At 40.3% G+C, this 8863-nt stretch carries 9 protein-coding genes; all 9 read right to left on the bottom strand.

The genetic code is table 11. From position 1 onward, the window contains the following. Positions 1 to 209 precede the first annotated feature (209 nt). The 9 genes from AB4517_RS18680 to AB4517_RS18640 all read right to left on the bottom strand — a co-directional run bounded on the left by AB4517_RS18680 (position 210) and on the right by AB4517_RS18640 (position 8440). Entirely contained in the window at positions 210 to 701 is a 492-nt protein-coding gene (locus tag AB4517_RS18680) for a hypothetical protein (protein ID WP_372149155.1), read from the bottom strand. A gap of 7 nt (positions 702 to 708) precedes the next feature. After that, the gene (locus AB4517_RS18675; protein ID WP_372149152.1) at positions 709 to 1158 is read right to left on the bottom strand and encodes a hypothetical protein; all 450 of its coding nucleotides are present in this window, start codon (positions 1156 to 1158) and stop codon (positions 709 to 711) included. 126 nt (positions 1159 to 1284) lie between these two features. Next, complete coding sequence (locus AB4517_RS18670; protein WP_372102474.1) at positions 1285 to 2046, bottom strand: AHH domain-containing protein; 762 nt, start codon at positions 2044 to 2046, stop codon at positions 1285 to 1287. A gap of 7 nt (positions 2047 to 2053) precedes the next feature. Continuing rightward, positions 2054 to 3562 carry a PAAR-like domain-containing protein gene (locus tag AB4517_RS18665; RefSeq protein ID WP_372149149.1) on the bottom strand — a complete coding sequence of 503 codons (1509 nt, stop codon included), beginning with the start codon at positions 3560 to 3562 and terminating at the stop codon, positions 2054 to 2056. A gap of 148 nt (positions 3563 to 3710) precedes the next feature. Next, the gene (gene icmH, locus AB4517_RS18660) at positions 3711 to 4502 is read right to left on the bottom strand and encodes a type IVB secretion system protein IcmH/DotU (RefSeq protein WP_192890933.1); all 792 of its coding nucleotides are present in this window, start codon (positions 4500 to 4502) and stop codon (positions 3711 to 3713) included. Beyond that, entirely contained in the window at positions 4499 to 5824 is a 1326-nt protein-coding gene (gene tssK, locus AB4517_RS18655; protein WP_017062572.1) for a type VI secretion system baseplate subunit TssK, read from the bottom strand. Before tssK ends, icmH begins: the two co-directional genes overlap by 4 nt. Positions 5825 to 5835: 11 nt before the next feature. Next, positions 5836 to 6336: a type VI secretion system lipoprotein TssJ gene (gene tssJ, locus AB4517_RS18650; RefSeq protein WP_029222546.1), complete on the bottom strand. Its 501-nt coding sequence runs from the start codon at positions 6334 to 6336 to the stop codon at positions 5836 to 5838. Further along, positions 6329 to 7825 (bottom strand): FHA domain-containing protein, encoded by a 1497-nt coding sequence (locus AB4517_RS18645; protein ID WP_017066222.1) that lies wholly within the window; start codon positions 7823 to 7825, stop codon positions 6329 to 6331. Before AB4517_RS18645 ends, tssJ begins: the two co-directional genes overlap by 8 nt. Positions 7826 to 7834: 9 nt before the next feature. After that, positions 7835 to 8440 (bottom strand): hypothetical protein, encoded by a 606-nt coding sequence (locus tag AB4517_RS18640; RefSeq protein ID WP_029235799.1) that lies wholly within the window; start codon positions 8438 to 8440, stop codon positions 7835 to 7837. Positions 8441 to 8863: the final 423 nt, after the last annotated feature.

Genomic DNA, 8863 nt, shown 5'->3' with positions numbered 1-8863 from the left:
ATTTAGGAAACAAAGCCTATTGACATCTCCAAAATACGTGGGAAGCTTGATTATATCTGCTCATGTTATTTGTCCTCTTTGACTTCGCTAAAAATCAAGGGAGCATTTAACATGGGTAGAACTACAGGCAAAACCAAACTGAATGATAACCACCTACTGAAGTAGGTGGTTTAGGCCTGAAAATAAAAAAGCGCCTGACAGCGATTTATTTAAACGTCTCTAACCCAAACATCTTTAACATGTTGCTTAAGTAAATCAATCACGCTTTGGTGAATAAAAACCAAGCCATAATCTTCTTCTAATTTGAAGATCAGCCTTTCTTCTAGTGGAATGCTCTCTAACTTAGAAAAATCAAACTCAGTATTTTCAGCATCGATCCAATTTAACTTACCAAATTGCTTTTCTTGATTGGTCAATTTGTAAGTTTGGTGAATGTAAGGCATCCGATAGTCTTCATACACCTTAATTTGATCATCAGATGGTTGGCTTGGGGAGCAATCGACACGAGCATCTAACCATTCCACACCGTGCACAACCAATTGTTCTACTTTTGAAGCGATATCGCCAATAACAAAAAGCTTTGGTGAAAAAGTCATTTCCAGTAATAAGTCTGGTTCGACAGGTACAATTGGCTTTGGAGTTTGTTGAAATGGAAACTCTGTTAAGTTTTGCTTTGATAAAACACTATATTGATTTTTCATTATCGCCTCAATATTTCGGTACTTCTTGATTGCAATCTAGCTTAAACATCCTCAAATCAGAATAACGGTCATCTTTAGCTACTAGATCGTAAATTTCCTCACAAAACACTGTCGCAGTATCAGCGCCTTGCACCCTAAACAAAATACGTTTTTGGAAAGGTATTTGTACTAGCTTATCTTTTGACAAATACAACTCCATAACAAGGATTTTGTTTCTCTTAGGAGATTTTCTAGTTCGAGACTTAACATCGTCAATAACATCAATAACATTGTTAAGAGCAAGTAAATATCTATCAGTCAACGAGCCATCACTTAATTTTAGTGTCGCTGGGTAGCACTCTATACCATAAGGGTCAAAGCTCATCACGATCTCAGCAAACTCCTTGGTAACACAAAGATCCCCATTATCGGCTATATTTCCAACTTGCTTAGTCGAACCGTCCAGTGCTTCCCACACTATTGGTGATTTCGAGCTCGTAGGTTCATATTCGGATTTACTATATAGTGGCTCTCTATTATCGATACATGTAAAGCTCGTACTAGAAACTTGAAAGTTTTCACTAATTATTGAGAATTTCATAGCTTACTGTTGTTCTCCTATCGTCTTCAACGAACTGCCTTCATAGCAAAATGCCTTTACCTTTTCTTTAGTCGGTACCGGTCTTCTGTAACTAACATCACTCAAATCGTAATGGTTTCGATCACCACCGGAGTTCCTACAAAAATGACATCCGGTGCCTGTATTACTGAGGTGTCTTCCTCGGGCTATCAAGTGAAGTTTATGATTTCCGATTAAGTCTGCAATATCAAGGGATAGTTCATCTAGAGTATCTACGTACTCTTGAGCATTAGTATCGCAATCTACACTTTTTAGTTTTTTTGCAAGCATAGAAGCTACGACTTTATGATACCCAGATAGACTTGTAATCAACGACAAGTCCCCTTCTAATAATTCAGATTTAAACGAATTCGTTTCATTAGCAACATTGGCCTCCAAAGATGAAAGATCTTGCACAATGCTAGTACCCGTTTCTGCCTGATAGTACTCTTCTAAACGTTGATCCGTGTGTCCTGATTTGTGTAGAGGTACCCTATATTGGCATGAAACCTGGTCGATTGTAGGTAAGAAAGTTAAGTTAAACAGGTAGTTTATATCATAACCTTTGTACACGATTTGCTTCTTTCGAACGCTCGATAATTTCTTCGCTACTTCACAAGAAATCAAGTGGTGAGCCGCTACCGAGTATGCTTGAAAGTTTAAAGGGTGTTTATCTCTAACTGAACTAATTTTCTTTGTTTTTAGGCTCGAACGGGACCAACGTCCTTTATCTGTTTGTATACCCATATAGACCTCACATCTTTAATGCTTCTTGACATTGACCTTTCTTTTTACCAGCAATTCTGCAGCAGACCTTACACTTAACTTCTTTTTTGTCTTTTTCCTCATTAGTTTTATCCGCACTCTTCCCTGACTGAGCAGATTTACCAGTGTTGTGCTTAACTTTTGCAGGATAAGCTCGCTCGCCTTTACCCAAAATTCGAGCGAATAACTGGTCAAACTCACCCATCGCTTCTTTTAGTTTATCTGGCACCATTTTATCGATTGTTTTCACTTCGTCGGCTAACTTTAAGAAGTACTCTGCTAGTTCATCAGCTCCCATGCGATTAGCGTAAGAAGCAAGCTCACTCGCCACTTCAATACAAGGTTTTAGAACATCCGATACAATATTCCTCGCCTGCTTGGCGTAATCAACCCATTTTAATGTACGCAAGAACTTTTCTGGATCACCTTTGCCCATCCCCCGAAGTACCGCGAGTAAAGTGTCTTTCGATGTACCCTTACCACCTTTCAAAGCAACTTTACATGTACCTTTAACTGCACTACCAAACGTTGGGACACAACCGATCAAAGTCAAAGAGAGTGCCAACCAATTTTCTGGCTTATCTCGTTCTTCTTCACTTAATAGTGTCATGATATTTGCTGAAAGGTCTCGTACATCTGCTGCTTGGTCTACGACGGGGATCATTGTCAGCGCTGTGTTTGCAATGATTTGCTCTACCGATGCATCATCATTAAAGTCACCTAAAATTACCCCCCAGATCCAGCTGGCAGCGCCAGACATTCTCTTCCAAGAATTTTCCCAGAAACCAACCTCACCTCGTTTGGCTTCTTCAATAATTAATTGGGCATTCGCATTTGGGTTGAAATTAGGGTTGGTTTTAGTTGGGATGTTTGGCATGAATTCGCGACTATCTTCACCATAGTCAATGTTAAATTCACCAGGTGCAACCCCACTCACCGAAGCTTTGCCTACATTATCTAATGTACCTTCAAAGGAAGCGCCGGTTTGATCAATCAGTTTATATGTAGCCCCTTGAACAGGTTCTCCATCAGAATAAGAAAGAAACAGGTCTACCGTATACGTCCCTTCTTGCTCTTCTGTCACAGAAACCGAAGGGTTTTGAGCACCGCCTAAACACATAGTGTTGGCTTTATTCATGGTCATTTGATCAGAAAGGCGGCATACACCGACACCTTCGAACTTAACGGTAGGAGAAGCTGATATGAATTCGGCCTCGGCTTCAATAGTGCCAGAAGCTACGCCCTTTTTATCACCACCTGCATCGCCAGTACTGGCGCTGAATTTACTGCCTTTAATTGCAATGCTGTTGCCGCCATCCATAGAGACGGTAGTGGTGCCTCCCGCTAAATCGGCGGACTTTGCATTGTTACCATAAGGGATAGGAACAACAGGTTTGCCGACTGTTGTTAAACAAACATCAGGAAGTGTTGCGTTCGCTTCTCCTCCTGAGCCTTGATGAACTACGCTGAGTCCATTAGCACAAACTGTTACGCCCATAGTAAATCCAATTAAATTCCAATAGATGTATGATAAGAGAGATTGCTTGCTGCAATCTCTCTAAGTACGTAGTGAAAATGAAGGATGAGACTGTTACTTCGATTCTATTTTTAAAAACGGACAGAAGATCTCACAATTAAATCTAATGCTATTGATAAACATCCAGTAACTGCTGAAATTTTAGGTCAATGACCAAGTAAGTCGCGGCATACATAACGCCAAAGATGACAGTACTGACGCCAAGAATTAACTTAGGGGAAATAACCCGTTTGAGCGGTTTTTTTAAGTACTTCGCCTTTAAGTTAACTAACGTTACTTTTTCCTGCTCAGCTAAACGCTCGTCTCTAACTAAGCGATAGATAGTATTTCCTATCTCTGAAAGCTTTTCGTTACCACGCTCTTCTCGGCCGTATTTACCTTTGAACCCAAGTTGAAGCAATAAATAAAGGAATTCGATAACGTGTCTATATTTTCGTGGATCAGCTTTCAAGCGCTCTAAAATAGTAAAAAACTTATCGCCGCCAGATGTCTCGTTATGGAACTCCGACAATAAGCTATTGGTACTCCAATGGCTGTTTGCCCCCCACTCTTGCCTACACACAGATTCATCTATTGCAGCACATAAGCAATAGCGTATGACCAATATTGATGCCCGATCCAACTCCATTTCATTGAGCTTTCGTTCACCTTTGCGAATTTCTCGAGCAACTTGTTCTCTAAAAGGGCCAGGATCGTCCAACCAAGGAATCGAAGACATACATGAGAGACTGGCTATTAACCAGGTAAACTGATCGACCAACGGGTTAACACCCATGCTCTCCACGTTTAAGTCTCTTACCGCAATATTTCTAGATAAATCAGGTGCAGGCATAACCTCCATTGGTTTGCCTGGTTCTGGTTGAAATAGTACTACGGTGACATCGTTTTCGGCGTAACTCATAAACGTACAGCCCAAAGCTGTAGTGATAAGTTCGCGAAGTCGCCAGCAATATGTACAGCGATTGCTGCCGTGTTATTCAATGCATTCCATTCGTCACTCGCTTTATCGAGCTCAAAATAAGTATAGCCAGCATGATAAGGCAACGCTCTAGGTACCACTGGCATTGGTTTCATTTCAATACCAGGCAATTGTAAGTTGATCAAATCGCGAATATTGTCGATCGAACCAATCTTGGTTTGGCTTACGAACTGCGTATGCAGAATATCAAGTGGTACGTCTGCTTTAACAGCAAGAATAAACGTCGTAGATTCGACAATTTTACTGTCTGGAATTGCTGCAGTTCGAATTCCGTAGCTTTGCTCTCTCAATGTTAAAGGTATTGCACGTTGTTCTGACATAACACTTAATGTCATTTTCGCGCTATCAAGCGTACGAGATAAACAATCGGTCAGTTGGCTATGGTTGTATTTTGTAAACTCTTGTGGTCTGCGAGATGCGGAACACAGTGTAGATAATTCACCTTCCGCTTGTAACAGGATCCGATAAAATGACTCTGGGTGAACGCCTTCCACACTTGCAAAATGCCAGAACAACGGCTCATAACGATTCAAGGCTTGTAACAACATAAAATCAGCAACAGACGATACGCCCTGCTGGTCAACCACACCTAAACGCTGAACAATCGATTCGGCTCTGTGTTTAAGCATTGACGCGAATTCCGTCGCGAACTTGCTCAAAACTGTAGATGCGTGAATATCAATGCACGTCGGAATATAGTTGTCATCCAGAATGATGCTTCCGTCTGGCTTCACTTCCGAAATTTTCAAAATGGGAATTGATGTATATGCGCTCTTATCTTCATGATCGTACATTAAGAAAAAGTTAAGCTTACCCACCACAATACTTGCCATATCTTCTGATTCATAACATGCATCTACGGCTTCTTGGGTTTCCATGTTATAGCGAGCACCGTCTCCATTTCCGCCAAAGAGTTCAGATCGTTCTGATGGCAGTGGACAGCATAAATACACCACTTTATCCGCAATAGAAGGGTCAACATCTCTTACTTCTGGAAGCTCAGCAAGAAGCGGTAAATCAAATGGAGTACGGTCTTGTAAGATACCTTCTGCTCGTGTGATCCCGATTTTGCCAAGTGCCAGTAGCTCAGTGTTAATCTCAATTTTTTTCACTCCCCAGTGTAAGGGAGAGCTATTAGAGCTAAGCATGTTAGATAACTTGCCTTGAGACCTATCGAGTTGCTGAAAGTGTTGAGGCTTCATGAACATACCATCTTGCCAAACAACTGGGTTATATAAAGACATTCGTCAGTTCCTTAAAAATACGTCTGTTCAATACCGCGAGTATTGTTCGAAGATAATTCACTACCCTCTACTTTTAATCTCAGAAAGTACTCACTTTTTTCTTCGATCACTTCAACCTTCCGCCAAGACGAGCCATCAATATCTCTGAATGCCACAGAAAAACCTAATGCACGCGTCGTTGGATCTAACTCTAAAATCTCATGTAGCTCATCGCCCGGCTGCAGTTGGTATTCATATCGTTTAATATACTCATCACCTAAGGACGCTTTATCATTTTCGAATAGAGCAAAGAAATCCAAACTACGAAATAAAACAGGTGAAGTGAGTTCATGAACTCTCAGAATGACCGGCGAAGATTGTCCCTGCTCTCGTACATTGAGAAGTTCTGACGCTTCTATCACGAGTTCAATTGAAGATGTTTCTGGTGTAATTCCAGATGATTCTTTAAATTGCTCCCACATAGAGCAACCTGATAATAGAAACAAGGTAATGGGGATTATAAGTTTACGCATGATCAGCTTTTGCAACCTTATTGTATCTGTCTTTCATCAACGCTTTAAAAGTTGACTCATTGAATTGTCTAGTACTTTGCTCATAATGTTCACTGTACTTTTTCCACAACTTTGACTTACTAAGGAAGCGTGTCTCTTGGCTTAAAGTGTTTGCAAACTGCTGAGGATCATTCGCTTTTAGTTGCTCCAATACCAAATCGTTAATTGCCTTCGCATATAAGGTATCGTGCTCGCTAAGTTCATCCAGTATCTGTTCAATTAGCTCATTTGGAGCCAATAGATTTTGACTATTTAGCGTTAACATCAATGTAGTTAGGCTAAGATCATTGTGGGCAAATGAACTTTCGTCAGTAAGCTCTTCAACACTCTGTAAATCTTTGTACAAATTATCGATACACAATCGTAAACAAGCGCCCATTTGTTTAAAAAATAGAGCGTCATATTTCGTGTCAGACTCTAAGTCAACACCCAGTCCTTCAAAGAATGCATGTGTTACATTTTCATGTTCGTAAGAAGTTTCACTCAATGCGATATTATTCTGAGTTCTACTCTCACTTTCAACAGGCTGCTCTTGGGGTTCGGTATGAGAGACAAATTCTTGTGTCACCTCTTCCCACTTATGGCTCTGTATGTTTGTAGAATGAGGTATAATAGTGACAGGTGGCACTTCTGGTAGTTTATTTTTGAGAGTCCCTGAACTGCCGTTAGGTGTATCTGACTTAAGATCTGAACCTTCAACGCTTGCTGGTTTTAAACGGTTCGATATCTTAGCTTGATCATCGGCGACATCTTTAGCTTTCAGGTTCGCCTGCTGTTCTTCTTCCATCCCCATCCAATCTTCAGGAATCAAACTAGGAAGGTCAAACTCAGAATGGATACTCAGACTGTCATCAACGACTTGCCTTTGATGTTCTGTCGATGACTTCGTAAGGCTTTTATCGTTGCTTTCGTCTCTAACAAGGTAGTCATCATCTCTTTGCATTGAGAATTTTAAGTGTTCGACGGGATCATGGGTCTCAACACCATCAGGTTTCGTTTCCATAAAGAGATCTTCTAGCGTGCCTGCCTCTGTCTCTTCTTCAACAACGGACTCTTCCAAGTTCATTAAAGGGTCTGTTGAATCTCTTTCTGGTGCTATTTCAGAAGCTATGTCGTATGAAGTCGTTACCAACTCAAGAGAAATACTCACTTCATATTGTCCCAAAGACACTCTATCGCCGTCACATAATGAGACTGGCTGATTCTTAAGGATCTTATTACCATTAACCAATGTGCCATTTGTACTCACATCACTAATGTAATAAGTGTCTCCATATATACTCAATAGACAGTGCGTACCAGATATGAATCGGTTGTGATCCGTTAAAGTCACTGTACAACCTGCTTCTCGCCCTAGAGATCCACCTTCTTCAGGCATCTCGATACTTTTAGCTCCAACATATTCTTCAGGGCACTTCGAGATCACCAAAACCAATTGATTTATACGCATGAATAGCCTTTAAAACAGAAGAGAAACACTAAACTCGACACCACCTAGACCTTCGTTATAAAAAGGTAAGATGTATGAAGCTTGCGGGATTATTTGTAAATGAGCGTCTGGGTTACTTCCTAACTTGATCACACTACCAAAAGTCACAACAGCGCCAGCTTCAAATTGATCGATATCTTCAAGTTGTTCGCCGGAACGAAAGCCTTGGTCGTCAACTTTCCAACGGTTTGAGTATTGCGAGTAACCTAAAGACAAGCCTGCACCTATATAAGGTGTGAACACCGACCAGCTACCTAAAGCATACTGAGGCACAATACGAAATTCGTAATTGGTTACCTCGTTATAAACGCCATTCTTTGGAGCTTCGATGTCGTCTTCAGCCAAATAATTAAAACCTAGCCACCAACGCCATCGGTTGTTACTTTCATCAATTGGACGTGTATGGACGAACCCGTAACGCAGAGCATCTACTTGGCCACTCGGTCCTTCTTCATATTCTATAGTGTCTATGCTCAGCATATTTACTGAACCACCATATCTTTCACCCTTCGCGATTGCGATGGACGAAAAAAGACACATTGTGGATATTAGACCGATTTGACTTAGGTTTCGCATGCTTCCCTCTGAGTTCATCCATATATTAACTAGATGCGCAAGATAGCAAGTATTATGTCTTTTACAATAAGGAGACGGTCACACCCGCCATTTACGACATTATAACTAGCAAAAAAAACGATATATCTACAAGAAAATGCATTACGAATAATTACAAATAAAATTCATTTATAAAATCAAAACTATCAATAATTGAAAATCAAACGACCAACAACCATCCAAAGAAAGAAGGTTGTTCAATACAAGAAAATTAGCATTTACAAAATTCAAAAAACCTAACATGCCACTTTTTTATCTTTAACCTATAGCATAATCATTTACAGAATTTTTCTAATTTAGTGTTAGTTAATATTTATGCAATCATTGACAAGAGTAATTATCAATCAATAAAGAACCACACGTAGGAATAGTTAGATTCATATT

Origin of the sequence: Vibrio sp. 10N.222.52.C3 (assembly GCF_041474195.1) — a bacterium.
Classification (GTDB): domain Bacteria; phylum Pseudomonadota; class Gammaproteobacteria; order Enterobacterales; family Vibrionaceae; genus Vibrio; species Vibrio crassostreae_C.
Note: the sequence above shows the minus strand (reverse complement) of the source record. Positions and strands in the feature narration are given on the sequence as shown.

What these genes read in the sequence shown, in the direction of transcription:
- AB4517_RS18680 (WP_372149155.1), bottom strand. Translation starts at nt 701, where the DNA reads ATGAAAAATCAATATAGTGTTTTATCAAAGCAAAACTTAACAGAGTTT.
- AB4517_RS18670 (WP_372102474.1), bottom strand. Translation starts at nt 2,046, where the DNA reads ATGGGTATACAAACAGATAAAGGACGTTGGTCCCGTTCGAGCCTAAAA.
- AB4517_RS18665 (WP_372149149.1), bottom strand. Translation starts at nt 3,562, where the DNA reads ATGGGCGTAACAGTTTGTGCTAATGGACTCAGCGTAGTTCATCAAGGC.
- icmH (WP_192890933.1), bottom strand. Translation starts at nt 4,502, where the DNA reads ATGAGTTACGCCGAAAACGATGTCACCGTAGTACTATTTCAACCAGAA.
- tssK (WP_017062572.1), bottom strand. Translation starts at nt 5,824, where the DNA reads ATGTCTTTATATAACCCAGTTGTTTGGCAAGATGGTATGTTCATGAAG.
- tssJ (WP_029222546.1), bottom strand. Translation starts at nt 6,336, where the DNA reads ATGCGTAAACTTATAATCCCCATTACCTTGTTTCTATTATCAGGTTGC.
- AB4517_RS18645 (WP_017066222.1), bottom strand. Translation starts at nt 7,825, where the DNA reads ATGCGTATAAATCAATTGGTTTTGGTGATCTCGAAGTGCCCTGAAGAA.
- AB4517_RS18640 (WP_029235799.1), bottom strand. Translation starts at nt 8,440, where the DNA reads ATGCGAAACCTAAGTCAAATCGGTCTAATATCCACAATGTGTCTTTTT.